Here is a 24635-nt window from a genome sequence, read left to right as displayed (position 1 = left end):
CCGGCAACCGGGACGGGCGCAGTCCGCCAACTCCCCGTGCGGGGGCCGGGCTTCTTCCTGCTGAAGGCGACGGACGGCACGGTCGGACTTCGCGGCGCCTCGTGGCCCGTCAGGCGGACCGCCCAGCCGACCCGTCGGACGGCCGCCTCCAAGAGGCTCCGATGCGTGAAGGTCACCGGCAGCGCTTGTCGATGGGCCGGCAGCACTTGTCGATCAACGTGCGCTTGGATGGTCACGGGAGTTGATGGCACGGCGCGGGGGCCGTGCCAGGGACGGCTGAACGGTGCCGGGAGGAAGGCCGTCCGTTGCTACGCCGGTACCGGTTCCCCCTTCCCTTCCCACGGCCTGGCCAGGCCCGTCAGTGCCAGCGCCGCCGCCACCAGTGAGATCAGCATGATGAGCGCCATCGGCCGGGAACTGTCCTCCCCGAACACCCCCACCAGCGGCGCGGCCAGGGCGCCGAAGAGGAACTGGAGGCCACCCAGGAGTGCCGAGGCGGCTCCCGGTGCCGTACGGCCGACCGTCTGACCGATGCTCATGGCGCTCGGGAAGACCAGGCCGATGCCTCCCGCGGTCACGAACAGGGTGATCCAGGTTCCCGCGAGGGTCTCGCCCGCGGCCAGCACCAGCAGGACCTGGGCGAGCGCGCCCAGCAGGGCGATGCCGACTCCGGCCGAGAGCATGGTGTTCAGGCGTGTGCCACGCCCGGCCAGGCGCGCGAAGCCGGCCCCGCCGGCCAGCATGGCGACGGCGATGGTGGCGAAGATCAGGGAGTACGTCGTCGACGAGACCCCGTGGAGGTTCTCGAAGACGAAGCTGGAGCCGCTGATGTAGGCGAACATGGCGGCCGAGACGAGGGCGACGACCAGGACGTACCCCATGAACGTCCGGCCGGCGAGCAGTGCGCCCATGGCCCGGAAGGTGCTGGCGAGTCCGCCGTCATGGCGCCGTTCGGGCGGCAGCGACTCGGGTACCGCCCGCACCACGGCGAGCAGGAGCAGGACGCCGAGCACGGCCAGCACGGCGAAGACGGTCCGCCAGGTGGAGACGGCCAGAACGGCCCCGCCGAGCACCGGCGCGGCGACCGGTGCCACGCCGATCACCTGCGACAACACCGCGAAGTAGCGCGGCAGTTCGGGTCCGTGGAAGCGGTCGGTGAGGACCGCCCTGGCCAGCACCATGCCCGCCGCACCGGCCACGCCCTGCAAGAAGCGGGCGCCGGTCAGGACGGCGATGTTCGGGGCGGCGGCGCAGGCGACGGAGAACAGGACGAACCCGGCCGTCCCGGCCGTCAGCAGCCGGCGCCGGCCGAGCCCGTCACTGAGCGGGCCTATGACCAACTGACCGACGACGAGACCGGCGAGGAACGCGGTCATCGTGAGCTGCACGGCCGAGCTGCTCGCTCCGAGCGCCTCCCCCAGCGCGGGAAAGCCGGGGACGTACATGTCGGTCGCGAGCGGGGCGACGGCGGTCAGCGCGCCGAGCACGGCGATCAGGGCGGTGGCCGTAGGGCCCGAAGGCGCTGGTCCGGTGGTGTCGGGGACGGCGCCGGAGCCGTTGCGCGAGGATGACGGAGCTACCATGCAAATAACGGTAACCGATAGTTCACCAGCTAACAAATATTTGGAACGAGAAGACGAGCCGCATGCCCACTCACGCCTCCCCGTCCCCCTCATCCACCCCCTCCGCCGCCGACGTAGGCGCCCAGTGGTCCGCCCACAACCCCGACCTCGACACCTCCCCCATGGAGCTGGTCGGCCTGCTCAAACACGCCACAGGCCTGCTCAACCGCGCCGTGGAACCCCTCTACGCCGGTGCCGCCCTCACCGCACCCGAGGTCGACATGCTGATCCCCCTCCGGCACGCGACCGCGCCGTTCATCGCCCGCAGCCTGGCCGAGCGGCTGGGGCTGTCCCGGGCGGGCGTCAGCAAGACCCTCGGCAAGCTGGAGAAACGCGGCTTCATCGCCCGCACCCCCAACCCCGCGGACCGGCGTGCCGCCCTGGTCACCATCACCGAGGCCGGTGCCAAGGCGGTCGACGACCTCTTTCCCCGGCAACTCGCCATCGAGATCGGCCTGTTGGCAGGCCTGGGAGAGGACCGCGAACAGGTGACCGAGGCGCTGCACCGGCTGGTCGGGGCCATGGAGGCGCAGGTGAGGCACCTCTGAACCACGGTTGATGCAGGGAATGCTCCCATGAGAGTGCACACTTCAGAGGCGCCCCGCCGCACGGGCCGCCGGGATTCCCGAGAGGCGCAGCGATGACCGGGCCGCAGACGACACGCAGGAAGCGTGCCAACGGGGTGGAGTCGCGCCACCTCATCCTCGACGCCGCGGTGGAGATCGCCGGCGAACGCGGCTACGACGGCACCTCCATCGCCGCCGTCAGCGCCAAGTGCGGTCTGCCCGCCAGCTCGATCTACTGGCACTTCAAGGACAAGGACGACCTGATCGCCGCCGTCATCGAGCGCAGCTTCGAGACCTGGCTCACGGCCAGCGAACTCCCCGGCGAAGCGGCCGGCACGCCACTGGAGCGGGTCACGCTGATGGCCGCCAACGTGGCCAGGTCGCTCGTCGCCGCACCGGACTTCCTGAGGGCCACCAGATCGACGGAGCCGCCGCTGATCTCCGCGTGCACGAACAGACCGTCGGCGCCGGCTACAGCATAGGTCGCCGGTCCGCCGCTCGCCTCAGACCTCGCGCGCCCTTTCCTCCGCGGCCGAGGCGGCCAGCACGGCCGCCAGCAGGCCGGGAAAGCGCTGCTCCATCTCGTCGGCGCGGAGGGTGTTCATCTTGGCCGTCCCGACGTAGTACTGCCGGATCACACCGGCCTCGCGCAGCACGTTGAAATGGTGGGTCAGCGTGGAGAGCGACACAGGCGCCTGGAACGTCCCGCAGGTCAGGTCCTCGCCCGCGCGGACGAGCTGCATGACCACCAGCCGCCGTACCGGATCCACCAGCGCCTCCAGCACCTGCTGGAGCGAGACCTCCGACAGCTCGGGGTGCTCCACGGTGCGGGCGGTGGTACGGGGGCGGGCCACGGTGGCTCCTCGGGGTGGCTTCGGGACGGTCACGTCATAGTACGACCGTCATCGAAACCACCGGCGAGCCCGAGATCATTCCCGCGAACCGCGCGCCAGCGGTTCCTCGGCCTTCAGGAGCTGGAAATCCGCCATGCCGAAGCGGTGCCCGTTGACCTGGAGCTGCACGGAGTGGGCGCCCGGATAGTAGACGCGCGTGGTGATGGGGCGGAACGAGTGGCTGCGTGTCACGTCGGCCGACTCTCCGGGGGCCAGCTCCCGCTTGGCGAGCTTGAACACCTTCGGCGCCGGTTTCCCGTTCGCCTTCAGGTGATGGACGACGTAGTCGACGGCGAGGGACACCGGCCTGCCCGACACGTTGGTGATGCGCGCGGTGAAGACGAGGTCTCCGCCCATGGGGACATCGGTCTCCGCCAGCAGCGGACCCACCACCTTCAGGTCCTCGCCGCCGCCGTGAAAACCGACCAGCTCCAGAGCGGCCGGCTCGCCCTTCTTCACGAGGGTTCGCATCGCGTGCCGGACCAGGGCGGAGGTGGTGGGCTCCGGCTTCCGCAGCCAGCGGGCGGCGGCCTCGGTGGCCAGTCCGGCGTCGAGTCGGGAGATGTCGTTGAGGTGGTTCGCCACCGAACGCCGCACATCCTGGGAGGCGTCCGCGTACAGCCTGTCCAGCAGGGGCACCGTGACTCCGGGGTCGCGGTTGAGCGCGGGCACCTGCCGGGCCCAGGGGAGTTTGGGGCGGCTGCCCTCGCTCGCCAGCCGGCGCACGGCCGGGTCCGGGGAGCCGGTCCAGGTCAGGGCCGCGGCGAGCGTGCGGTCCAGGTCCGCGTTGAGGAAGGTGCGGAGCGCGAACTCGCCGGTCAGGCGGGGCGTGAGCCGCGCCAGCAGGTCCAGGCCGTCGTCGAAGTGCCGGCCGGTGCCGGATGCGGTGGCCGCGGCGGCGACGGCTTCGGTGACCGGCCAGATCATCCAGCCCGTCAGGTCAGCACGGGTGAGGGCCCGCCGTACCGCCCGGGCCAGCTCCTCGTAGTCACGGCCGCAGTCGGCCAGGAGCGCGTCGCCCACCGTCCGGGCCCGCTCGCTGAGGCCGAGCGGGCCGAGCAGCGCCGGGCTGTCCGCGACGGTCTCCCAGCGTGAGGTACCGGGCGCGGCCTCCTGGAGGATGACAGCCAGACGACGGATGCTGTCGGGACTGATCAGCTCGTCCGCGGTGGGCATGCTTCCTCCAAAAGGATCTTGCTAGAGTGGAAGGGAGTTACTTCTAATTTAGCAGTGAGTGGGGAGGGTGTGATGCCGAGCCGGATCGGGCCGGCGGACCGCGAGTGTCCGCTGTCGGCGACGGTGCAGCATGTCGGCGAGTGGTGGACGCTGCTGATCCTCCATGACGCCTTCGACGGCTACACGCGCTTCGACCAGTTCCAGCAGAGCCTGAAGATCTCCACCAGCATGCTCACCAGCCGTCTGAAGACGCTGGTCGCCGACGGTCTGCTGGAGCGCCGGCCCTACCGGACGAACCCGGTCCGCCACGAGTACGTCCTCACCGAGCGCGGGCGCTCCCTGCGGCCCGTGATCGTCGCGCTGGCCGCCTGGGGCAACCGGCACCTCGCCCCGGAGGACCGCTCGATGATCCTCGTCGACGCCGAGACGGGAGAGGAGGCCGAACCGCTCCTGGTCGACGCACGGACCGGCAGGAGCCTCGACGACAGCGAGGCGTATGTGTTCACCGCGGGTCCGGCCGCCGGCGGGGCGATGCGGGAGCGCTATGCGGAACTGGACCGGCGACGTGGTGCGCGCGGCGCCGACCGCGGAGCGGGTACGGCCTGACCGCACGCCGGGCGGGCACGGTCGTCCGTCATTGCGCACAACTCCGTTGCCCCGGCCGGTGACGGTCGCTAGGGTCGGCCGCGTGACTGCCGGGTCGGCCATGGGCCATGCACGAGTGAGGTTCCCGGCCTCGGCGTGAGCCCGAGGCGGGCCAGGGGCCCGCCGTCTTCTCCGCGTCTTCGCTCCCGGCGCCCGTACGCCCGTATGCGGCGCCCAGCCCGAGCAGATCCCCAGACCGGAGACTTCCTTGACCTTTGAGCAGCAGCGCCCGCATGACCAGACGCACCCTCACGCATCCGAGCCGCCGGCCGCCGCGGTCCAGCTGAACCACACCGCCGTCTACGCCAGCGACCGCCACAGGTCCGCCGAGTTCCTCGCCACCGTCCTGGGCCTGCGGGTCGGCGCGCCGCTGGGGCCGTTCCTGCCCGTCGACCTCGGCAACGGCGTGACGCTCGACTACTACGAGAAGCGGGACGAGCCGATCCAGTCCCAGCACTACGCCTTCCTCGTGCCCGAGGAACGGTTCGACGGCATGATCGCCCGGCTGGAGGCGGACGGCGTCACCTACTACGCCGACCCCCACCACACCCGGCCCGGGGGCGTGAACGGCCTGTTCGGCGGCCGGGGCGCCTACTTCGAGGACCCGGACGGCCACAACATGGAGATCATGACCCGGCCGTACGTCCGCCCCTAGCGGACCCGGACGGTGTGTCCGTGCCGTCGCCGTCTCCTGCGACCGATGGCACGGACACACACGAACTCGGGTCCCGAGGCCCGCCGTCAGAGGTTGATCATGTGTCCGGCGAGTCCGTGCAGGGCGTCCTGGACCGCCTCGCTCAGCGTCGGGTGGGCGTGGACGTTGCGGGCGAGTTCGGTCACCGTGAGGTCCCACTTCTGAGCCAGCGTCAGCTCGGGCAGCAGCTCGGTCACGTCCGGCCCGATCAGGTGGCCGCCGAGGAGTTCGCCGTAGCGGGCGTCGCTCACCAGTTTCACGAACCCGACCGTGTCGCCGAGGCCGTGGGCCTTGGCGTTGGCCGTGAACGGGAACTTCGCCACCCGGACGTCGAACCCCTCGGCGCGGGCCTCCGCCTCGGTCCAGCCGAAGCTGGCGATCTGCGGCTGGCAGAACGTGGCCCGCGGGATCATGCGGTAGTCCAGCTCCATCGTCTCCGCGCCGGCGATGCTCTCGGCGGCGACGATGCCCATCGCCTCGGCGGTGTGGGCCAGCATCAGCTTCGCCGTGACATCGCCGATGGCGTAGATGTGCGGCCGGCTGGTACGGCAGTACCCGTCGATGTCGATGGCACCGCGCTCGGTGAGCCGTACCCCTGTGGCGGCCAGTCCGTAGCCGGCCGTGCGCGGCTGGAAGCCGGTGGCCTGGAGGACCTTCTCCGCCTCCAGGACCTGTTCCGTGTCGCCCTGCCGGACGGTGACCCGGACGTTCTCCTCGGTCTCCTCGATGGCCTGCACGGCCGTCGAGGTCAGCACGCGGATGCCCTGCCGTTTGAAGCGCCGGGTGAGTTCGGCGGAGACCTCCTCGTCCTCCAGGGGTGCGATCCGGTCCAGGAACTCCACCAGCGTGACCTCGACACCGTAGGACCGCAGCAGATAGGCGAACTCGATGCCGATGGCGCCCGCACCCGCGATGACCAGGCTCGCCGGAAGGCTGTCGGAGAGGATCTGCTCCTCGTAGGTGACGACGCGCCGGCCCAGGGTGGTCCCCGGCAGCAGCTTCACGGTCGAGCCGGTCGCGATGATGCAGGAGCGGAAGGAGAGTGTCGTCTCGCCGTCCCGCAGGCGCACCTGCAGGGTGTGGGGGTCGAGGAAGGTGCCCTGCCCCTCGAACTGCTCGATCTTGTTCTTGCGCATGAGATAGCCGACGCCCTTGACGCGTCCGTCGGCCACCACCCGGCTGCGTTCGTAGGCGGCGCGGTAGTCCAGGTCCACCTCGCCGCTGATCTTCACGCCGAACTTCTCCGCGTCGTGCAGGATCAGCTGGGCCACCTCGGCGTTGCGCAGCAGCGCCTTCGCCGGGATACAGCCGATGTTCAGGCAGACACCGCCCCAGAAGCGGCCCTCCACGATGGCGGTGCGCAGTCCCAGCTGGGCGGCACGGATCGCGGCCACATAGCCGCCCGGCCCGGCTCCCAGGACGACGACATCGAAGTCGGTTTGCATGGCTCCACCTCACCATTGCGTCGAGTCGGTCTGCTGACTCCACCGTCGCACGATCAGGCGGTGCCGTAGATGAGATCGAGCGGCCCGGACAGGGCGGCGCGCACCTTTCGGGTCGTCTCGTCGACCAGCACTTCGGGCTCGTCACGGGCGATGGCGTCCATGGTCTGCGCCGCCACTTCGGCCGGGTCGATCTTCGGGCCGGCGATCTCCGTGGTGGCATCGGTTTCCACATAGCCGACGTGCACACCGACGACCAGGGTCCCCTGGTCCCGCAGGGCCAGGCGCAGCGCGTTGGTCAGCGACCACTGGGCGGACTTCGACGCCGCGTAGCTGGGGAACCGGCTGTTCGCCCGCCAGGAGGCCACGGACAGCATGTTCACCAGGGCTCCGCCGCCGTTGGCCGCGAGGACCGGCGCGAAGGCCCGGGAGACGGCCCAGGTGCCGAGATAGTTCACCTCCAGCTCCCGCCGGGCCCCGTCCAGGGAGCCGTTCTCCAGCAGGGGTGGCCCACCCTGGATGCCCGCGTTGTTGATCACGATGGTCGCGTCGGACGCCGTCCGTGCGGCGGCCTCGACCTGGTCGTGGTCGGTGACGTCGAGGCGGAGCGGTTCCAGGCCGGGCTCGGTGAGGTCCTCGGGCCGGCGGACGCCCGCGTACACCTTGGACGCGCCCCGGGCCAGCAGCGCACGCGAGAACGCCAGCCCGATCCCCCGGTTCGCTCCGGTCACCAACGCGACCGATCCCTCGATCTTCATGGTCGGACACCTCGTTCCACCGCAGGAAATCCGTCATGACCAGTCAAAGCGCACTGGGCATCGCTGTCCACGCGGCCCGTACGCGGTCGGCCGTCGGCGTGCCGATCCCGCCTGTCACCGTCAGCTGAGTTTTGTCATGAGACTCGCTATCGTAAGGACATGAAACGGACGTCGTTCGCCAAGTGGCCGTGCTCCATCGCACGGACCGTCGATCTGCTGGGTGACCACTGGACGCCGCTGGTGGTGCGGGAAGCGTTCTACGGGATCCGTCGCTTCGACGAGTTCCAGCAGGAACTGGGCATCGCCCGCAACACGTTGACCGACCGGCTGCGTCATCTGGTCGACGAGCGGATCCTGGAGAAGCGGCTGTACGAGGCCGAGCCGCCGCGCTACGACTACGTCCTCACGGAGAAGGGGCGGGACCTGTTCGCCGTGCTCGCCGCGATGTCCGCGTGGGGCGACCGCTGGCTGGCCGGGGAGCGCGGGGTGCCCGTGGTGTTCCATCACGACGCGTGCGACCACGACACCACGGCGGAGGTGGTCTGCGCCCAGTGCCGGACCCCGCTGCGGGCCGAGGAGACCTCGATGCGGATGGGGCCCGGCTATCCCGAGCGGCTCAAACAGCGGCCGGACGTACGACGGCGGTTCGGCACCGGCTGAGCACGGTACTCCCTCTTGACAGGGAGAGTCTCACAAAGCAACTCTGGAGGTCAGACCCTTGACGGCGAGGAGGCCGACGACCTTGGAGTGGACGGGCGCACGCTACGCGGACAAACCCACGGTCGAGGTGCGGACCTGGATCGACGCCCCACCGGAGAAGGTGTGGGCCCTGGTCAGCGACATCGAACTGATGCCGGACATGAGCGAGGAACTCCGCTCCGTCGCCTGGCTGGACGGCGCGGCCGGGCCGGCGGTGGGCGCCAGGTTCGTCGGCCGCAGCGAGCACGAGGCGTTCGGCAGGTGGGAGACCACGTCCCACGTGATCGAGTGCGAACCGTCGTCGGTGCTCGCCTGGGCCGTGCAGGACCCCGCCGAACCCTCCGCGGTCTGGCGGTTCCGGCTGCGCTCCGAGAACGGCGGGACCGAACTGTCGCAGTGGATGCAGCTGGGACCGGGGCGTTCGGGGCTGTCGGTGGCGATCGACCGGATGCCCGACAAGGAACAGAAGATCGTGTTCGTACGGCTGCGGGAGTTCGAGGGCAGCATCACCGCCACCCTCGCGCAGATCAAGCAGCGGGCGGAGGCGTGATGCGGACGGCCACCACGATCGAGGCCTCGGGCGGCGAACACTGGTCCCAGACGGGCGACTTCGTCGTCGAGGCGGAGAAGCTGGGCCTGGACGTCTGCTGGGTCGCCGAGGCCTGGGGCTCCGACGCGCCCTCCGCGCTCGGCTACTACGCGGCGCTCACCGAGCGGATGCTGCTCGGCTCCGGTGTCATGCAACTGGGCACCCGGACCCCGACCGCCGTGGCCCAGACGGCCATCACCCTCTCCAACCTGTCCGGCGGGCGTTTCCTGCTCGGCCTCGGCGCCTCCGGCCCGCAGGTGATCGAGGGGCTGCACGGCGTACCCTTCGCGCGGCCGCTGCGGCGCATGCGCGAGACGGTGGAGATCGTACGGCGGGTGCTCGACGGCGGCCGACTCGCCTACTCCGGCGCCGAGTTCACCATCCCGCTGCCCGACGGCGAGGCCGTTCCGATGCGGCTGTCGATGCGTGCCGAGCACGAGATCCCGATCTATCTCGCCGCCCTGTCCCCGGCCATGCTGCGGCTGACCGGCGAGGTCGCCGACGGCTGGCTGGGCACCAGCTTCGTGCCCGAGGGCGCGGCCGACGCCTACTTCGCCCACCTCGACGAGGGCCTGGCCCGCAGCGGTCGTACCCGCGCCGGCCTGGACGTCTGCCAGGGCGCCGAGGTCGCCTTCGCGCCCGACGAGGAGGCGCTCGGCGCGATGGTCGCCGGACGCAAGAAGGAACTCGCCTTCAGCCTGGGCGGCATGGGGTCGGCGTCCACCAACTTCTACAACGGCGCCTACAGCCGCCAGGGCTGGGCCGAGGTCGCCGCCGAGGTCCACGAGCGCTGGCAGGCCGGCGACCGGGACGGCGCGGCCGCCCTGGTGACCGACGAGATGGTGCTCGGTACGACGCTGATCGGCACGGAGGCCATGGTGCGCGAGCGGCTGGCCGTCTGGCGCGACGCCGGCGTCGACACGGTCCGCCTCTATCCGGCCGGGACGACCCTGGAGGACCGGCTCACCACTCTGGGCAGGGCGATCGAGCTCGTCCACGAGGTCGACGGGACCGCCTGAGCCGACGGTGCCGTCCGGCGCCGACGGTGCCGTCCGGCGCCGGCCCGACGGCCGGCACAAGGAGCGCCACGCCTCGCCGCCGCCAAGGGCGTCCCGCACGGCAGTTGATCCACCCTCGCCCCACCGTCGGAGGTCCTCGCACCGAGGGCCTCCGACTGTTGTGTCCCCCTTTTTGAATGTATTCCCAGAGCCCCTCGGCCGATATACCGCACGCATTCCGGGATTCTAAGGAAAGCGACAGGAAATTCGCGCCCGCCGCCGAGCTGGGCCGATGTGATGATTTCGTCGCGTGCAACCTTAGATCTCGTGTCACCTCTGTTGACGGTCTCTCACCCCGATGCAACGCTCACGGCTCGTCGGCACAGCAATGCGTGTTCTTGTTTCCGGCGCCCGCTCGACCGCCTGCTCGATCCGCATTTTCTCGCCATATACCGATGGGTCCAATCCGTGCGGTCAATTGATTTCAGCCGGAGGACGGAAATTTTGACGCCGACCAATGACGATCGGACGCGGGACCGGACGACGGGGCAGGGCGGCCGAATGCACCGGCGGTCGTTTCCGAACGGTTCCATCGCCGCCACCGTGGCGGCCGGGGCTTCACCACCGTCCACGACGAACTCCGGGCACGCGATCGGCACCGCTGGCGTGCCGGTCCGGGTTCTGCGGGCCGGTGACGGGGTGTTCGTCGGCGTGCAGCCCGAGCTGTCCACCGACACGGCGCTCGCCATCAGGAAGCACTCCCCGTGCCCGCACACCGCGGTCATGCCGATGCCGGAGGGCGGCGCCAAGAACCTGGCCGACGCCCGGAGTCACGCCCGCATCACGTACGAGGCGATGGGTTCCTCGTACGCCCAGGGCACGGCCGAGACCGTCGCGGCCGGCATCGCCGACCTGCTCCGCTCACTGCGCGGCTGACCCCACCCCCACCGTCGTACCCCCACCACCGATGAAGGAGTTTGTCTTGGTAACCAGGCGCACGCTCATCGCCGGCTCCGCCGGGATCGGCACCGTGGCCGCACTCGGCGGCACCGCCGTCGCGGCCGCCTCCCCGGACCCGACGGATCCGGTGTCCGGGGCCGGGCACATCGTCGGCGCCACCGCGATCACCAGGGTCTACGGCGTAGGGCAGAAGCTCATCGCGGTGGCGGTCGAGTACGACCGTGCCATCGCCGGCTCCTCGCTCTCGGCCTCGTCGTTCGCGGTCACCGACCGCACGGTCACGAGGGTCTACGCCAACACCTCCGCCGCGCTCGCCGAGCGGGGCAGGGACGGCCGCCATGTCATCGTGGAACTGTCCCCCGACGACAGGGCGGCCCTGCTGTGGGGCAAGGACGCGGTCGGCGCGTCGAGCAGCCCGGCGCCGGCCCCCAGCGGGTCGGGCGGCGCGGGCGGCCCCGGCGGCGGTCCGACGGCCGGCGACACGACCCCCGGCGGCCCCATCGTCCCCGCGCAGGCCACCGTCACCCAGACCGGCACGGTCACCACGACCCATGGCAGGTCCTACGCGCCGAGCGGCACGGCGGTGGCCACGAGTGCGGTGGTGAACCCGATCGTCGACGACTTCGAGCAGTTCACCTTCGACGACCCGGAGACGGGCAGGTCGCTGAAGTACAACCTCTTCATGCCCAAGGGCTACGACCCGCGCAGGAAGTACCCGTTGGTGCTGTTCATGCACGATGCCAGTGTCGTCAACGTCGAGACCGTCGGCCCTCTGGTCCAGGGGCTCGGCGCGGTGTGCTGGGCGAGCCCCGAGGCCCAGGCCCGGCACGAGTCGTTCGTGCTGGCGCCCGAGTACGGCGAGGTCGTCATCGACGACACCTATCAGCCGACCTCGCTCTTCGAGACCACCGTGCATCTCGTCGAGACGGTGTCGGAGCAGTACAGCATCGACACGAAGCGGCGGTACACCACCGGGCAGTCGATGGGCGCGATGCTGTCGCTCGGGCTGAACATCCGCTACCCGGACCTGTTCGCGGCCGCCTACATCGTCGCCGGGCAGTGGCCGGACAGCCAGGCCGCACCGCTGGCGGAGAAGAAGCTGTGGATCGTCGTCTCGCAGGACGACACCAAGGCCTTCCCCGGCGAGAACGCCATCACATCGGTCATCCAGGCGGAGGGGACCGAGGTCGGCACGGCGGTGTGGGACGCGGGCTCCACGGCCGCGCAGTTCGCGGCGGACGTACGCAACCTGGAGAAGCAGCGGGCGCCCGTGAACTACGCGACCTTCCTGACCGGCACGGTCACCGGCACCACCGGCGCCACGAGCGCGCACATGGGCACCTGGCAGATCGCCTACTCCATCCCCGGAATCCGTGACTGGATCATGAAACAGTCCCTGTGACCCGACGGACGGGGTGCCCGCCGGCATGCGACCGACGAGCACCCCGTCGTTTCCCGGTGCCGGGGATTCTGGTCGGCGGCTGGGCGGCCGGACCGACAGGAACGCGAGCTGTGCACGGTGGAGCTGTCGCGTGACCGTCGGTCGGGTGCGGTCGTGGCCCGGTGCCGTCATCAGGTGGCGATGGCGGCCTGGAGCCTCGCGTTGCGGGTGTCGATCGCTTCCTGCGCGGAGGGCACGATGAGCTCGCCGCCGTCCGTGACGCTGTTCTGGGCGAACTCGGCGTAGGGGCGCTGGCGTTGCTCGTAACGCCCGAACGCCACCGTGTGATCGCCGCCTGCGTCTTCGAGTTCCTCGGCCAAGAAGTGCGCGCCGCTGAGGGCCAGTGAGGTGCCGCGGCCGGAGAGCAGCGCCGCGCAGTGCGCGGCGTCACCGATCAGGGCGACACGGCCTCGGTGCCAGGTGGGCAGGTGGATCTGGCTGACCGAGTCGAAGTAGAACTCGGGATCGGCGCGGACCGCGTCGAGCAGCTGCGGAATCTTCCACTCGGTGTGTCCCGCAAAGGCGTCCAGGAGGATCTTCTTCTGGGCATCGAGGTCGCGGTAGTCGTAGTCGAGGAGCCCGGAGCGGAAGAGGAACACTCCGAACGCCCTGTTCCGGTAGCGGGCGATGCTCGCGAGGTGGCCGGGGTAGTTGTACAGCGGGCTGGTGCGGTCGGCCCGGGCCTCGGAGGGCAGGTCGGTGAGTGCGACGTAGAGGCCCAAGTGGCGCAGGTAGTCACGTTCGGGCCCGAAGGCCAGCCTGCGGGTGACCGAGTGCAGGCCGTCGGCACCCACGACGAGATCGAAGCGTCCGGCGCGGCCGGAGACGAAGTGGACGTCGACGCCGTCGCCGTCGTCGGCGAGTGCGTCGACGGAGTCGCCGAAAACGATGTCCGTCGACGTCGGCAGAGCGGCGGCGAGAGTGTGTACGAGGTCCTCGCGCGCGATCTCGATGTCGTCTCCGGAATCGCTCATCTCCTCGACCGGCAGACGGGCGGCCACGGAACCGTCGGCATGGACGAACACGCCGTGCTCCGCCATCCGGATGCGCTGCTCACGGATCCTGGGCAACACCCCCATCCTGTCGGCGCACGCGATGGCGTCGCCGCGGACGTCGATCGGAGCGCCGCTGACACGCAGGTGTGCGGCGCGTTCGACGAGCGTCACCTGGTGGCCACGGGTGCCGAGTTCCAGTGCCGCGGCCAGGCCGGCGATGCCGCCGCCGGAGATGAGGATGTTCACGGGAGTCCCCTTCGCGCGATTACGGGGTACTGCAGGAAGCTCCTGCGGACCGTCGGGCGACGCGGTCGCGGTGGCCCGACAGGCCGGGAGCCGGTTTGCCGGGCATCCAAAAGCGTCAATCTGTTGCGTTAAAGCTAACACGTCAATCTGTTGCATTAAGGTGGGGGTGTGACGGCGACCCGGAAGCAGGACACAGATGGCGAACCTCGGCCGGTGACCGTGCGGCGGCCAGGGGGCCGCACGGCCCGCACTCGTGCCCGGATCCTGGAGGCCACGTTGCACCTCGTCGCGCGCGACGGCATCGCCGCCCTGCGCTACGAGGAAGTCGCCGAGCTGGCCGGAGTGCACAGGACGAGCGTCTACCGCAACTGGCCGGACCGCGAGGAGCTCGTGACCGCGGCACTGCTCCGGTACTCGGGCACGGTGGGGCTGGAAGACACCGGAGACCTGCGCCACGATCTGGTCGACTACCTGGTGGCGCTGGCCGCCCTGTTGTCCACCACGACCGGCCGTGCCATGCAGCGCGTCATCCAGTCCGCACGGGAGAACCCCGAGGTCGCCCTGCCGGTCAATCGGATCTTCGAGCAGCGTCTGGCCACCCTCCAGCAGGTCGTGGACCATGCCGTGGCACGCGGTGAACTGCCCCCGGTCGACGGCTACTTCCTCGCCGAGATGCTGACCGGCCCGGTTCACCTGTACGTCAGCCGCGGCCTGCACCCCTTCACCCGCGCCGAGGCGGAAAGGATCACGGATGTGGTCCTGGCAGGACTGCGGCACACAGCCGGATAGCTTCCGGCCGGCAGCCTGGTCGGCCTTCTCCGGGATGCCTGCCTTGATGCCGCGTCTGTGCAGGTGGGCTTGGTTGCCGTGGGCCTCTTCGTAGGGTGGGCATCTTCCCCTGGTCAGCCCGCCGGCGCAGGCGAGACAGCCTGGTGGTACGCCTCGTGGTACCTGCGCAGCCGGGGGGCGCGTACGGCGGGGAGCCGGACCAAGGTGTCCTCGAAGGCACGGTGATGGGGCGTCAGTGAGCGCCAGGGGCGCGGTGGCAGGGGGTAGTCGTCGCGCAGGACGCCCTCCGGGAGGATCCCGGTCGCGGGGAACGGCGAGGTCTCGCCCGGATGGGCGAGGTAGGCCCAGACCCCGCTGTCCAGCGGCACCACGGCTCCCTCATCGCCTGGCGGACGCCAGGGCGCCCCCGTGAGGGGGTGGCGGGGGACGAGGAGGACGTCGGGGCGGGGCTGGGGCGGGTGGATCCCCGGGCCCGCCAGCGCCACGGACCGGGTCTCGGGACCGGCGGGGAGGTACCGGCCGACGGCGTGGCCGAGCAACTCGGCGACGGGACCGGTGGGGAGACTCACCGGGCGGTCCTCGGTGACCGCCACGAGATGGGCCAGTGCGACCCCGACCGCCGCCTCCCAGCGGCGGCTCCACGAACCGTCGGGTTCGACAGGTGGGACGCGATGCTCCGCGCGTTCCAGATCGTCCCAGCCGGGAGACGGACCGGCCGGGAGTCCCGAGGAGCGGCGTGCGACCGCGTCGGGCTCGAGCCACACCGTCTGCCACATTCCGCAGTCGTCCATGCGGGTCGCCACGGCCCGTCCACATCCCTCGCACGCCAGGTTGGGACCGGCCCGGCCGTCCACACCCCGGCAGTAGCCTTCGCACTTGTCGGGGATCAGGGTCATGGACCGGGAGTCGCCGGGGGCGATGACGATCCTGTTCCGTGCGCCGAAGGAGACGGAGTACACCGGCGCGAACACGCCCTGCCGAGCGGCCGCGTCCGCTCCGACCTCCCTCCACAGCCGCCAGGGCGGTCCGGTGGGCTGGGGGTCGACGGCGTACGTCGCGGGCTCCATCAGCGGAGGGTGGAGTTGCTCCCATCCTCCGTGGTGGACGTGGACGGGGAGGGCGACCCGGGACACCGGCGCCGTGAGCTCCGTGCCGCACCCGGCACACGCGAACACGTCCAAACAAGCTCCCCCTCGCCCCGAATCCACGGGGATTCTGCCTGGCCCGCAGCGGAGAATCCACCGGGATTCGGAACGGCTCGTCCTGTGGGGACGGTCCGGCATCCCGTAGCGGGGGATCAGGGCGACGGCCTGCGGCCTGCCGTTCGAGCCGGTCAATCGCCGGACCGACGGCTGCCGGCAGGCGGCAGGCGGGGACTGCTACGGCTCCGCCGGCACGGGGCATCGTGCCCGGGACCGGTGGCTCAGGACTCCGCGGCGGTGGCGCGTACGCCGTTCAGCAGGGCGGTCAGGATGCGGGTCAGACGGGGTTCGACGTCGACCACCGCGTGCGCCAACTCGGGGTGACTTTCGTAGAGTTCGCGGAGACCGGTGCCGGGTGCGGCCATCTGCCACAGCGCCCCGGCCATGCCCGTGGCCGTGGCGACCACGTCCACGGCCGCGCCCTCGCCGATCCCGAGCAGGCCGCGCAGCACGGCGGTGATCGAGGCGACCTCGGCGAGTGCGATCGTCTTGAACTCGTAGGCGGAGTCGAGCGACACGTTGCGCTCCAGGTTCAGCGGCGCCTGGGCGAGCAGGTCGCAGAAGAACGGCCGGGCCACGAGCGAGCGGGCGACGGCCGCCGCGATCTCGTCATGGCCGGCGCCGGTGAGCTCGGCCAGCCGCGCGCGCAGCGCCGCCGACCACTCCTGCCAGCCCTCGCCGGTGAGCGTCAGGAAGATCTGCTCCCGCGTCTCGAAGTACCGCAGCATCGCGGACTTGTGCATGCCGACGGCGGCAGCGATGTCGGTCAGCGTGACCTCACGCACGCTGCGCCCGGTGGCGAGCGATCGGGCCGCGTCGAGGATCTCCCGCTCACGCTGCTGCTTGGCCGCCGCACTACGGGCGCGCTGGGGGCGAATCGAACTCACGAGCGGAAGCGTAGCACAACCTGGTTGCATTAACCGTTGCATCAACAGTTCCGTCAAGAGCGCGACCGTGTTCCGTCCATGACCGTGGGCCGGTCCGCCAACACCGATCGCCCCGCCCGCCGTTATAGGACACGCAGGGAGCCTGTCGCAGATCTCTCGCGGAATTGTCCGTGATCGGTAACGGATGGATCCGGTGCCCGCCGTCTTCCGTCTGGACGGGTGCACGAGATCAACGGAACGACAAGGATCGGGGCGGACGATGGCACGGCGCGGCGGACGAGGTTGGTACGGCCAGGTGGCCGCGGCGGCGATGGGGGTCACGGCGGTGGCCGTGGCCGCCTCACTGTGGACCTCGCCGTCCGATCCCGTCGACGGGAGTGCGGGAGCCGGGGCTTCGGCGCACCCCGCGGCACCCGGCGCCGCCCGGAAGGCGGCCGAGGTGTCGGTGGAGATCGCGCACGCCTCGGACCGGGGCGCCCGGGGCGTGAACATCACCATCGACGACGGCCCGGACCCGGTCTGGACCCCGCGGGTGCTCCAGGTGCTCGAGGAGTACGGCGTGAAGGCCACGTTCTGCATGATCGGCCCGCAGGCGCAGGCGCATCCGGACCTGGTCAGGGCGGTGGTGGCGGCCGGGCACCGGCTGTGCGACCACACGGTGTCGCACGACGTCACCATGGACACCAAGTCCGAGGCCTACCAGTCCCGGCAGATCCTGGACGCGGAACGCATGATCACCGAGGCGTCGGGGGGTGTACCACCGCTCTACTACCGCGCCCCGGGCGGCGCCTTCACCCCGTACAGCAGGAAGCTCGCCGCCTCCCACGGTATGCGCCCGCTCGGCTGGAACGTCGACTCGAAGGACTTCGAACGGCCTGGCACGTCCGCGATCGTCGCCACCGTCAAGGACGAGATGCCCAACGGGCCGACCATCCTCTTCCACGACGCCGGCGGCGACCGCTCCGAGACCGTGGCCGCCCTGCGCGAGGTGCTGCCCTGGCTCAAGGAACAGGGGTATGCGTTCGGCTTCCCGGTACGGTGAGCCGGGCCGCGTCACCTGTGGTGCGCCGAGCTTCGGATCGGGCCGACATCCGCTCCGCGGGGTGCCGGTCCGCCCGGGGAGTCGTACCGTCCCGGTAAATGTTGCGGACCGACGGGTGGTGGCCGCATATGGGTGGTGTGCGCGGTGCGGCGGCGGGGCCGGCTGCCCTGGGCCAGCGGGAGGTGTACATGTCGGGGCGGGCACCGCGCTGGGTGACGTGGTTGCGCGACCGGGACCCGGACCTCGCGGCGACCCGGCGGGCCGGGCGTACCGCGCTGGTGATGCCCGCCCTGTTCGCCCTGTGCAGTGAGGTCTTCCACAACCCGACGATGGCGAGCTTCGCCGCGTTCGGGACGTTCTCGATGCTGCTGCTGGTCGACTACTCCGGTCCGATGGTGGAGCGGCTGCGGGCGCAGGCGGCTCTCGCGGTGGCGTGGCTGGCGCTGATCTGCGTCGGGACGGTGGCCGCAGCCGAGATCTGGCTCGCCGTGGCGGCCACGGTCGTGGTCGGGTTCGTGGTCCTGTTCTCCGGTGTGGTCAGCTCGGTCCTGGCCGGCAGTTCGACGGCGCTCCTGCTGGCCTTCGTGCTGCCGGTCAGCGCACCGGTAGCGCTGTCCCAGCTGCCCGACCGCCTCGCCGGCGCGGGCCTGGCGGCGGCGGTGGCGCTGCCCGCCGTCGCCCTGATGTGGCCGCGTCCCGTCGCCGATCCCCTCAGCGCCCCGGCGGCCGCCGTCTGCCGGGCCGCCGCCGGATATCTGCGCACCCGCGCCACCGTGCCGGACCCGGACGGGTCGGTGCCCTTCGCCGAGCAGTGCAGAGCGGCGGCGGAGCTCACCTCCCGTACCGGCGCGGACCTGCGGGGAGCCTTCGACGCCACCCCTTATCGCCCCACCGGTCTGTCCGCGACCTCACGTGCCCTGGTCCGGCTGGTCGACGAACTCACGTGGCTGTGCGCCGTCCTCGTGGACCGGTCCGACTACACCGACGAGCCTCCCGGCTGTGATCCGGCCGCGCACGGCGTGCGCGGCGCCGCCGCCCATGCCCTGGAGGCGGCCTGCGACCTGCTCGGGGACCTGACCGGCGACACCGGCCCGCTGCGGGCCCGCGCCGGGGAACTGCGGGCGGCGCTGACCGGGATGGAGCACAGCTCCACCGTCCGGGTGCCCGCCGCACACCCGGGCGGGAACAGCACGGCGGAGAACTACGGGTTCATCGCCGCGCTCGACGTGTCCTTCCGCGCCCAGGAGCTCGGCTTCGCCGTACTCCAGATCGCCGACAACGTGGACATGGCGGCCACCGCCTGGCAGCGCAGCTGGCCCGAGCGGCTGCTCGGCCGTGACCCGGGCGCGCTGGCCGCACCGCTGGCCTCCGCGCGGGAACGGGCCGCCGCCCATCTCAGGGCCGACTCGGTGTGGCTGCACAACAGTCTGCGCGGCGGCGTCGGTCTCGGCATCGCGGTGTTCCTGGCCGGGGCGACCGGCGTGGGGCACTCCTTCTGGGTCCTGCTGGGCACCCTGTCCGTGCTGCGTTCCAACGCGCTGAGCACCGGGCAGAACGCCGCCCGCGCCGTCCTCGGCACGGTCGCCGGCTCTGTCGTCGGCGCCGGGCTGCTGCATCTGATCGGCCATCACGGCACCGCGCTGTGGTTCGTGCTCCCGGTGGCCATCCTGTGCGCCGGCATCGCGCCCGCCGCCATCTCCTTCGCCGCCGGGCAGGCCGCGTTCACCGTGACGCTCGTGGTGCTGTTCAACATCGGCCACGACCCCAACTGGCATGTGGCCCTGCTGCGTGTCCAGGACATCGCGTTGGGGTGTGCGGTCAGCATCGTCGTCGCCGTGTTCTTCTGGCCGCGCGGCGCCCAGGCCGCCGTCCACAAGGCACTCGCCCAGGCGTACGACGACAGTGCCCGCTATCTCGGCGGTGCCGTCGACTACGCCCTCGGCCACCGCCACCCGGCCGACCCGGATCCGCAGAGCCGTGAGGCGGCGGCCTCCGCCCGCCGTCTCGACGACGCGTTCCGCAGCTTCCTGGCCGAGCGCGGCGCCAAGCCGCTGTCGCTGGCCTGCATGACCGCCCTCGTCTCGGGAGTCGTCGGGCTGCGCCTGGCCGCCGACGCCGTCGTCTCCCTGTGGCAGGGCGAGGACCTGGCGCGCGTCCAGGCCGTGCGGGCCGACGCCCACTCCGCTGTCCTCGGGTCGGCGGCCCTCGTCACCGGCTGGTACCACGGGCTCGCGGCGAGCCTCGGCGACCACTCCCCCGTCCCCGACGTCGTCCCGCTGCATCCCGAGGGTGCCGCGCGGCTGGTGGCGTCCGTCCGCACCGAACTCAGCGACGGTCAGGGCCGGGCCACCCCGGTGGCGGTCCGGATCATCTGGACCGACGACCACATCGACGCCGCCCGCCGCCTCCAGCCCGGCCTCGCGGACGCGGCGAAGTCCCGGGCGGCGCCCCGCAACGGCCGGCTGTGGAGGAGGTTCGCCGGCTGACCACGGCGAGGAGCGCACCGCCGGTCCGTGCCCCGAGCGCCACGGGCCGGACCTGCCGTGGTGGACGACGACCGGGCGGGGACCGGTGTCGTCAGCAGCGGGACGCGGCGGGTGTGTGGGCAGCCACCTGGCTGACACGGGGTTCGACACGCCGGGCCGCAAGCAGCAGAACCCTTCGCGCGAGAACCTGGCCGGAGATGGCGGTCTCCTTCCTGCCGCGGGCGGCAGGGCCAGGTGGTCGGTGTGAGGACGTGCCGTCGTCTCGCGTTATCCGGTGACGCGCTTTGTGCTCGTGAGCCGTGCGGTCAGGAACTGTCCGGCACTGTCCAGCGCGGCGCCCGCTTCGTCGAGCAGCGGCTGGTAGGCCTGGAAGACGTGCGGCACACGCGGGGTGACCTCCAGGGTGACCTCCACGTCCGCGGCGGCGGCCTGCTGGGCCAGGCGTACGGCGTCGTCGAGGAGGACCTCGTGGGTTCCCACCTGGATGATCAGGGGCGGCAGGCCGGCGAGGTCCGCGAAGACGGGGCTGATCAGGGGCAGTGCGGCGTCCTGGCCCGCCGTGTAGTCGGTGACGCGGGGTACTAGGAGTTCACGGCTGAGCAGCGGGTCGGCCGCTCCCTTGGTTTCCATCGTCGGCCCGGCCAGGGTGAGGTCGACGTACGGCGACATGACGTAGGCCGCGGCCGGCAGGGGCAGCCCGTGGTCGCGGGCGTTGAGCAGGGTGGCGATGACGAGTCCGCCGCCTGCTGACTCGCCCGCGAAGACGATGTCCGAGGGGGCCACGCCGTCACCCAGGAGGGCTTCGTAGGCTGCCAGCGCGTCGTCCACCGCTGCCGGATACGGATGCTCGGGGGCGAGCCGGTAGTCCACGGAGAAGACCCTGGCGCCGGTCCGCCGGCCGACCTGCGCGGCCAGGCCCGCGGCGCTGATGGCGTCCCCGAGCACGTAGACGCCGCCGTGGAAGTACAGGACGACGTGCCGAGGTTCGACTCCGTCGACCGTGATCTCGGTGGTGGGGACACCGCCCAGGGTGGTCGACTTCGCGATCACATCGGCGGGCAGCGGCTGCGCCGACGTCAGTTCGCGCAGCAGGCGCCGCTGTTCGCTGACATCACTGTCGACGGGGATGGCGGACTGACGCAGGATGGCGTCGAGGGTCTGTTGCTGCTCGGCACTCACGGAGCATCTCCCTTCGGTGGCGGGTGGTTCGGTCGCACACTCTGATCGTCCGGCCCAGGCAGGTCCGGGAGGTCCTGACAGGGTCGGGGCGGGACTCTGCGGACCTCGAGGAGACCGAGGCCCAGGGCCTCGATCCCGGAGAGGACGCCGAAGAGCGCCGCGGTGTCCGGCAGCAACCCGGTGAGCACGGTTTCGGCGCCCTGCTGCTCCGGCACCAGAGCCGGGAACGCCGTCAGCAGGGTGGGGCCGAGGTGGCCGTCGACCCGGATCTGGTACAGGACGGGGTCATCGCCCATGCGTTCATGATCTCGACGGCAAGGTGAGTCCGCGTCACCGGAATCCGGTGATCCTGCGACGCTCAGGAGCGGACGTTCGACAGCAACCGCAGCTCACGGCCACGATGGACCGCCGAGGACCGGTCCCCCGCGCCGAGCTTGGCGTAGATCCGCCGTATGTGGGTGTTGACGGTGTTGAGCGAGACCGACAGTTCGGCGGCGATCTCCGGCCGGGTGAGGTTCGTCGGCAGGTAGCGCAGGACGCGCAGTTCGCTCGGGCTGAGCCCCTCGGCCGGCCCGGAAGCCGACCGGTCCGGCCCGGCCGGGGCGTCGCCGCGGACGGCGTCGAGGATGTCGGAGACCAGCGCGGCGTGCGACGTCTTCTGCGGCAGGGCCTCCAACAACTCCCAGGCACCGGTCAACGCGAAGGGCAGGATCATGCGGTCCGGCTCGGCGAGGTTCAGCGCCTGTTCGACGGCTTCTCCCGCCGCGTGATCGTCACCCAGGTCACGGCAGGCGAGCGCGTCCAGGAGCCGGGCCTCGGTCCGAGTGAGGAGGGAGTGGACGGGTGCGGTGCCGTCGAGGACCGATCGGAGCTCGCGGCGGGCGCCGTCGGGGTCCTGCTCGGCGAGGCGGATCACCGCGGCCGCGTTGCGGATCTCTCCGGCGGCGGCCTGCGGGTCGTCGAGGACGGCCAGACCGGTCCGTGCCCGGTCGACCATCCCGAGGCGGGCCTGGGTGGCTATCGTCCAGGCGGTCACCCGGGACGACAGCCCGTGCCGGCCCACCATGTGTTCCTGCACCTGCTCGGCGGCGGTCAGCTCGGCCAGCGCCTGGCGGTGTCGGCCGCGCGCCGCCGAGAGCATCGCGGAGGTCAGACGGATCAGCAGCCGAACGCCGGGTTCGCCCGCGGACCGGGTGGCCGCGCGTGCGCGGTTCAGCCACTGTTCGCCGTGGTCGAACTCGCCCATGCAGATCAGCGTCCCGGCGAAGGACGCCTGAGCGGGGGCGATCACCGGCTCGGCGTCCCAGCCGTACCGGGCGGCCAGCGCCAGGGCCTGCTCACAGCGTCGCCAGGCCAGGGCGAAGGAGCGGTGGCCGGAGGCGTATCCCAGGTGGGCGAGGCAGGCGACCTCCAGGTAGGGGCGGCCGATGTCGCGGGCGAGTGCGGCGCCCTCCTGGAGGTGCCGCTCGCTGTCGGCGAGCCGCAGCGACCAGGCCTCGGTGACGCCCAGATTCAGCAGCGCGAGGGCCCGTAGGTCACCGGCGAGCGCGACCTCGGTGTTGGACTGGCCGGTGGCCGGGGAGGGCAGTGCGTGAGCCTGCTCGAACACGGCGTCGAAGTTGCCGCGCAGCCGGGCCAGTAGCAGCTCCAGGGACGCGATGGCCGTCTGCAGCCGGGTGCGGCGGTCGGGCGGCGTCGTGGCGGCGTACGACCTGGCGATCTCCAGGTGCGCCTGGGTCTCCTCCAGGCGGTGCTGGTGCAGGTCGGCGTTGGCGTACACGAGGGCCAGCTCCGGGCATTCCTCGCCGGTGCGGGCCGGGAAGGAGTGCAGCAGCGCCACCACGGTGTCGGCCTGCCCGTCGAGCGTGAGGCTGACGGTGTGATCGGTGAGCAGGCGGGCCGCCTCGGCCCAGTCGCCGGCTGCTTGCAGGTGCCGGACGGCGTCGACGGCCTGGGCGTGTCCGGCGAACCAGCCCGCGGCCAGCCGGTGCAGTTCGGGGATGGCTTCCGGGAAGGTGCGGCGCAGTTCCAGCCGGAGCAGGTCGGCGAACATGCGGTGGTAGCGGAACCAGGTGCGGTCGGGGTCCAGTGAGACGACGAACGCGTTGGCATCCTCGAGATCCAGCAGGATGCGTTCCGACCCGGTCCCGCCGGTGAGCAGATCGGCCAGTTCGCCGTTGACCCGGTCCGGCAGCGAGGTGCGCAGCAGCAGACGTTGCACGTCGGCCGGCTGCCGCTCCAGCATCTCGGCCACCAGGTACTCGGCGACCGTACGGTGGCTGCCGGAGAACTCGGCGACGAACCGTTCGGGATCCGGGTGCCCGGCCAGGGCGAGCACGGCGAGCCGCAGCCCGGCCGCCCAGCCCTCGGTGCGCTGGTGCAGCAGGTCGGCCGCACGGTCGGGCAGCGCGACCCCGGAAGTGGCGAGGAGCTCATGGGTCTCGTCCAGGGTGAAGCGCAGCCGCGCGGCGCGGATCTCGGCCAGTTCTCCTGTCAGCCGCAGCTTGTGCAGGCGCAGCAGCGGATCGTGACGGGTCGCCACGATCGCGTGGACACCCTGGGGCAGATTCGTCAGCAGGGCGGTGAGCTGCTCGGCGGCCTCCGCGGAGCAGAGTTCGTGCAGATCGTCGACGACGAGGAAAAAGGCTCCGCCGGACGCGGTGATCTCGGACAGGACCTTGTCCATCATGGCTCCGCCGTTGAAGCCGGGGGTCACGGGCGGCGGCTCCGCAGCGCCCTCGGTACCGGCCGCGGCGCGCACCGCGTCCAGCAGAGCGAGCCAGAACAGCTGCGCGTCCTGCTGGCCCGGCCGTACGGACATGAACGCGATACGGCGGTTGCGACCCGGCCGGTCGGTCCATGCACGCAGCAGCGACGTCTTTCCGCTGCCGGCGGGCGCGGAGATCATCGTCACCTGCTTCTCGGCCGCGCGGTCCAGGGCGGCGAGCAGGTCGCGGCGGTCGATGAGACCGGGGCGGCCCCGGCCCGGTGCACGGCCCGAGCCCACTGCGGCCGACAGGTCGGGTATCCCGCCATGTCCTCCAGGCACGCGGCCAGCGTAACCGATGGGCGTCACCGCATCCCGGCGCCGACTTGGCACCTTCACCGCGGTGAGGGCGGGACGCGAACCGGCCGGGAGCCGGCTATCCGGTCCTGCTGCGCGAACTCGCCGACCGGGGCTGGCCCCGGCCCGAGCTGGAGGCCCTGACCGGCCGGAACGTCCTGCGGGTCCTGCGCGCCGCCGAGGAACGGGCCACCGAGCCGCTGTGGCCCACGACCCCGCTGCGCTGACGGGTCGGTCCACACCGGCCGGCGCCTCGGAGGGT

General features: G+C 71.4%; 22 protein-coding genes and 1 pseudogene. 12 read left to right on the top strand and 11 right to left on the bottom strand.

What is annotated here, in order from left to right; genetic code table 11:
• Positions 1–308 precede the first annotated feature (308 nt).
• Positions 309–1583 (bottom strand): multidrug effflux MFS transporter, encoded by a 1275-nt coding sequence (locus tag ACFWXC_RS27305; protein WP_384482850.1) that lies wholly within the window; start codon positions 1581–1583, stop codon positions 309–311.
• A gap of 62 nt (positions 1584–1645) precedes the next feature.
• Here ACFWXC_RS27305 and ACFWXC_RS27300 point away from each other — a divergent pair, with 62 nt between their 5' ends.
• Both ACFWXC_RS27300 and ACFWXC_RS27295 read left to right on the top strand, forming a co-directional pair.
• Entirely contained in the window at positions 1646–2170 is a 525-nt protein-coding gene (locus ACFWXC_RS27300; RefSeq protein ID WP_384482848.1) for a MarR family winged helix-turn-helix transcriptional regulator, read from the top strand.
• A 92-nt stretch (positions 2171–2262) separates the two neighbouring features.
• A pseudogene (locus tag ACFWXC_RS27295) lies at positions 2263–2658 on the top strand (TetR/AcrR family transcriptional regulator); the annotation flags it as partial.
• Between the two features lie 33 nt (positions 2659–2691).
• On the opposite strand, the gene ACFWXC_RS27290 reads toward ACFWXC_RS27295, so the two are convergent.
• Together ACFWXC_RS27290 and ACFWXC_RS27285 are read right to left on the bottom strand one after the other, a co-directional pair.
• Positions 2692–3042 (bottom strand): ArsR/SmtB family transcription factor, encoded by a 351-nt coding sequence (locus tag ACFWXC_RS27290; protein ID WP_384482846.1) that lies wholly within the window; start codon positions 3040–3042, stop codon positions 2692–2694.
• 75 nt (positions 3043–3117) lie between these two features.
• A complete protein-coding gene (locus tag ACFWXC_RS27285; RefSeq protein ID WP_384482845.1) occupies positions 3118–4257 on the bottom strand; it encodes a DNA alkylation repair protein in 1140 nt (379 codons plus the stop codon).
• Between the two features lie 72 nt (positions 4258–4329).
• Here ACFWXC_RS27285 and ACFWXC_RS27280 point away from each other — a divergent pair, with 72 nt between their 5' ends.
• The gene (locus ACFWXC_RS27280) at positions 4330–4863 is read left to right on the top strand and encodes a winged helix-turn-helix transcriptional regulator (RefSeq protein WP_384482843.1); all 534 of its coding nucleotides are present in this window, start codon (positions 4330–4332) and stop codon (positions 4861–4863) included.
• Positions 4864–5110: 247 nt separating this feature from the next.
• The gene (locus tag ACFWXC_RS27275; protein WP_384482841.1) at positions 5111–5557 is read left to right on the top strand and encodes a VOC family protein; all 447 of its coding nucleotides are present in this window, start codon (positions 5111–5113) and stop codon (positions 5555–5557) included.
• A gap of 86 nt (positions 5558–5643) precedes the next feature.
• On the opposite strand, the gene lpdA is transcribed toward ACFWXC_RS27275, so the two are convergent.
• The gene (gene lpdA, locus ACFWXC_RS27270) at positions 5644–7041 is read right to left on the bottom strand and encodes a dihydrolipoyl dehydrogenase (protein ID WP_384482839.1); all 1398 of its coding nucleotides are present in this window, start codon (positions 7039–7041) and stop codon (positions 5644–5646) included.
• A gap of 53 nt (positions 7042–7094) precedes the next feature.
• Positions 7095–7796: an SDR family oxidoreductase gene (locus ACFWXC_RS27265; protein ID WP_384482837.1), complete on the bottom strand. Its 702-nt coding sequence runs from the start codon at positions 7794–7796 to the stop codon at positions 7095–7097.
• 159 nt (positions 7797–7955) lie between these two features.
• Here ACFWXC_RS27265 and ACFWXC_RS27260 point away from each other — a divergent pair, with 159 nt between their 5' ends.
• From ACFWXC_RS27260 to ACFWXC_RS27240, 5 genes are all read left to right on the top strand, one after another.
• The gene (locus ACFWXC_RS27260; RefSeq protein ID WP_384482835.1) at positions 7956–8456 is read left to right on the top strand and encodes a winged helix-turn-helix transcriptional regulator; all 501 of its coding nucleotides are present in this window, start codon (positions 7956–7958) and stop codon (positions 8454–8456) included.
• 82 nt (positions 8457–8538) lie between these two features.
• Complete coding sequence (locus tag ACFWXC_RS27255) at positions 8539–9045, top strand: SRPBCC family protein (protein WP_384482833.1); 507 nt, start codon at positions 8539–8541, stop codon at positions 9043–9045.
• Positions 9045–10103, top strand: a complete 1059-nt coding sequence (locus ACFWXC_RS27250) for an LLM class flavin-dependent oxidoreductase (RefSeq protein ID WP_384482832.1) — start codon at positions 9045–9047, stop codon at positions 10101–10103. Before ACFWXC_RS27255 ends, ACFWXC_RS27250 begins: the two co-directional genes overlap by 1 nt.
• Before the next feature lie 540 nt (positions 10104–10643).
• A complete protein-coding gene (locus tag ACFWXC_RS27245) occupies positions 10644–11018 on the top strand; it encodes a hypothetical protein (RefSeq protein ID WP_384482830.1) in 375 nt (124 codons plus the stop codon).
• A gap of 46 nt (positions 11019–11064) precedes the next feature.
• Complete coding sequence (locus ACFWXC_RS27240) at positions 11065–12444, top strand: alpha/beta hydrolase-fold protein (RefSeq protein WP_384482828.1); 1380 nt, start codon at positions 11065–11067, stop codon at positions 12442–12444.
• A 170-nt stretch (positions 12445–12614) separates the two neighbouring features.
• Here the strand turns inward: ACFWXC_RS27240 and ACFWXC_RS27235 are convergent, their stop codons facing one another.
• Positions 12615–13724: an FAD-dependent monooxygenase gene (locus tag ACFWXC_RS27235; protein ID WP_384482826.1), complete on the bottom strand. Its 1110-nt coding sequence runs from the start codon at positions 13722–13724 to the stop codon at positions 12615–12617.
• A gap of 213 nt (positions 13725–13937) precedes the next feature.
• Between ACFWXC_RS27235 and ACFWXC_RS27230 the strand changes: the two genes are divergently transcribed.
• Positions 13938–14513 (top strand): TetR/AcrR family transcriptional regulator, encoded by a 576-nt coding sequence (locus tag ACFWXC_RS27230; protein WP_384482824.1) that lies wholly within the window; start codon positions 13938–13940, stop codon positions 14511–14513.
• A 113-nt stretch (positions 14514–14626) separates the two neighbouring features.
• Here the strand turns inward: ACFWXC_RS27230 and ACFWXC_RS27225 are convergent, their stop codons facing one another.
• Entirely contained in the window at positions 14627–15580 is a 954-nt protein-coding gene (locus tag ACFWXC_RS27225; protein ID WP_384482822.1) for a hypothetical protein, read from the bottom strand.
• Positions 15581–15936: 356 nt separating this feature from the next.
• Positions 15937–16602 (bottom strand): TetR family transcriptional regulator, encoded by a 666-nt coding sequence (locus ACFWXC_RS27220; protein WP_384482820.1) that lies wholly within the window; start codon positions 16600–16602, stop codon positions 15937–15939.
• Between the two features lie 259 nt (positions 16603–16861).
• On the opposite strand from ACFWXC_RS27220, the gene ACFWXC_RS27215 reads away from it, so the two are divergent.
• Together ACFWXC_RS27215 and ACFWXC_RS27210 are read left to right on the top strand one after the other, a co-directional pair.
• On the top strand, positions 16862–17644 hold the full coding sequence (locus ACFWXC_RS27215) for a polysaccharide deacetylase family protein (protein ID WP_384482818.1): 783 nt from the start codon (positions 16862–16864) through the stop codon (positions 17642–17644).
• Positions 17645–17772: 128 nt separating this feature from the next.
• Positions 17773–20130 (top strand): FUSC family protein, encoded by a 2358-nt coding sequence (locus tag ACFWXC_RS27210; protein WP_384482816.1) that lies wholly within the window; start codon positions 17773–17775, stop codon positions 20128–20130.
• Between the two features lie 267 nt (positions 20131–20397).
• Here ACFWXC_RS27210 and ACFWXC_RS27205 read toward each other — a convergent pair whose 3' ends face one another.
• From ACFWXC_RS27205 to ACFWXC_RS27195, 3 genes are all read right to left on the bottom strand, one after another.
• Complete coding sequence (locus ACFWXC_RS27205; RefSeq protein WP_384482814.1) at positions 20398–21309, bottom strand: alpha/beta hydrolase; 912 nt, start codon at positions 21307–21309, stop codon at positions 20398–20400.
• Positions 21306–21605, bottom strand: a complete 300-nt coding sequence (locus ACFWXC_RS27200) for a hypothetical protein (RefSeq protein ID WP_384482813.1) — start codon at positions 21603–21605, stop codon at positions 21306–21308. Before ACFWXC_RS27200 ends, ACFWXC_RS27205 begins: the two co-directional genes overlap by 4 nt.
• Before the next feature lie 62 nt (positions 21606–21667).
• Positions 21668–24358, bottom strand: a complete 2691-nt coding sequence (locus ACFWXC_RS27195) for a LuxR C-terminal-related transcriptional regulator (RefSeq protein ID WP_384482811.1) — start codon at positions 24356–24358, stop codon at positions 21668–21670.
• Positions 24359–24635 lie beyond the last annotated feature (277 nt).

It is taken from the genome of Streptomyces sp. NPDC058683, from assembly GCF_042716195.1.
Taxonomy (GTDB): Bacteria; Actinomycetota; Actinomycetes; order Streptomycetales; family Streptomycetaceae; genus Streptomyces.
The sequence above is the reverse complement of the archived record's forward strand: the minus strand, read 5'-3'. Positions and strand labels throughout refer to the sequence as shown.

Coding starts and splice junctions, on each gene's coding strand:
- ACFWXC_RS27305 (WP_384482850.1), bottom strand. CDS start 1,583: ATGGTAGCTCCGTCATCCTCGCGCAACGGCTCCGGCGCCGTCCCCGAC.
- ACFWXC_RS27300 (WP_384482848.1), top strand. CDS start 1,646: ATGCCCACTCACGCCTCCCCGTCCCCCTCATCCACCCCCTCCGCCGCC.
- ACFWXC_RS27285 (WP_384482845.1), bottom strand. CDS start 4,257: ATGCCCACCGCGGACGAGCTGATCAGTCCCGACAGCATCCGTCGTCTG.
- ACFWXC_RS27280 (WP_384482843.1), top strand. CDS start 4,330: ATGCCGAGCCGGATCGGGCCGGCGGACCGCGAGTGTCCGCTGTCGGCG.
- lpdA (WP_384482839.1), bottom strand. CDS start 7,041: ATGCAAACCGACTTCGATGTCGTCGTCCTGGGAGCCGGGCCGGGCGGC.
- ACFWXC_RS27265 (WP_384482837.1), bottom strand. CDS start 7,796: ATGAAGATCGAGGGATCGGTCGCGTTGGTGACCGGAGCGAACCGGGGG.
- ACFWXC_RS27260 (WP_384482835.1), top strand. CDS start 7,956: ATGAAACGGACGTCGTTCGCCAAGTGGCCGTGCTCCATCGCACGGACC.
- ACFWXC_RS27250 (WP_384482832.1), top strand. CDS start 9,045: ATGCGGACGGCCACCACGATCGAGGCCTCGGGCGGCGAACACTGGTCC.
- ACFWXC_RS27245 (WP_384482830.1), top strand. CDS start 10,644: ATGCACCGGCGGTCGTTTCCGAACGGTTCCATCGCCGCCACCGTGGCG.
- ACFWXC_RS27225 (WP_384482822.1), bottom strand. CDS start 15,580: ATGGAGCCCGCGACGTACGCCGTCGACCCCCAGCCCACCGGACCGCCC.
- ACFWXC_RS27215 (WP_384482818.1), top strand. CDS start 16,862: ATGGCACGGCGCGGCGGACGAGGTTGGTACGGCCAGGTGGCCGCGGCG.
- ACFWXC_RS27210 (WP_384482816.1), top strand. CDS start 17,773: ATGGGTGGTGTGCGCGGTGCGGCGGCGGGGCCGGCTGCCCTGGGCCAG.
- ACFWXC_RS27200 (WP_384482813.1), bottom strand. CDS start 21,605: ATGGGCGATGACCCCGTCCTGTACCAGATCCGGGTCGACGGCCACCTC.